1 protein-coding gene is annotated in these 722 nt (G+C 68.0%); it reads right to left on the reverse strand.

What is annotated here, in order from left to right; translation table 11 throughout:
- Window positions 1–722: efflux RND transporter permease subunit (locus ABB30_RS15400; RefSeq protein ID WP_152980797.1), on the reverse strand; the 722-nt coding region annotated here is incomplete at both ends.

Below are 722 nucleotides of genomic sequence, written 5' to 3' on the forward strand. Positions count from 1 at the left end.
TGCCGCGGCTCGGACGAAGGCCGTGGCCACGTCAAGGGGGCGCTGCTGCATCTGATCGAAGGCCAGGGGGTGGTCGGCCTGACACACGGCGGTGACCAGGCCGGTGTCCGTATCGGGCAGCAGGCCCTTGGGGATGGCCACGTAAAGAGGGACGGTGAGGGAGACGGCCGCACCGGCCACGCCCAGGGTGGGGGGCGGATGGGCCAGCACGAGGTCCAGGCTTCGCTCGTACAGGCCGACCAGACGCGACCACCAGGTCACCTTGCCGCTGGCATGTGCCCGCTCGTGCGCATCCTCGCCTTCGGGCAGGGCATCGGCCTTGAGCAGGTAGGCGCACATCATCGGGGTCAGGGTCAGCGAGATCAGCATCGAGATCACCACCGCGATGCTCAACACCCAGGCGAACTGGTGGAACAGGCGGCCGGTGACCCCGGGCATCAGCATCAGCGGCAGGAACACCGCCACCAGCGAGATGGTCAGCGACAGCACGGTGAAGCCGATCTGGCGCGCGCCCACCTCGGCCGCTTCCTTGCCGCTCTTGCCCTGCTCGATGTAGCGCACGATGTTTTCGATCATCACGATCGCGTCGTCCACCACAAAACCGGTGGCCACCACCAGCGCCATCAGCGACAGGTTGTCCAGCGACATGCCCGAGGCCGCCATCACCGCGAAGGTGCCGGCCAGCGACAGCGGAATGGCCAGCGCCGGGATCAGGGTGGCCC

The organism is Stenotrophomonas ginsengisoli (assembly GCF_001431485.1).
Classification (GTDB): domain Bacteria; phylum Pseudomonadota; class Gammaproteobacteria; order Xanthomonadales; family Xanthomonadaceae; genus Stenotrophomonas; species Stenotrophomonas ginsengisoli.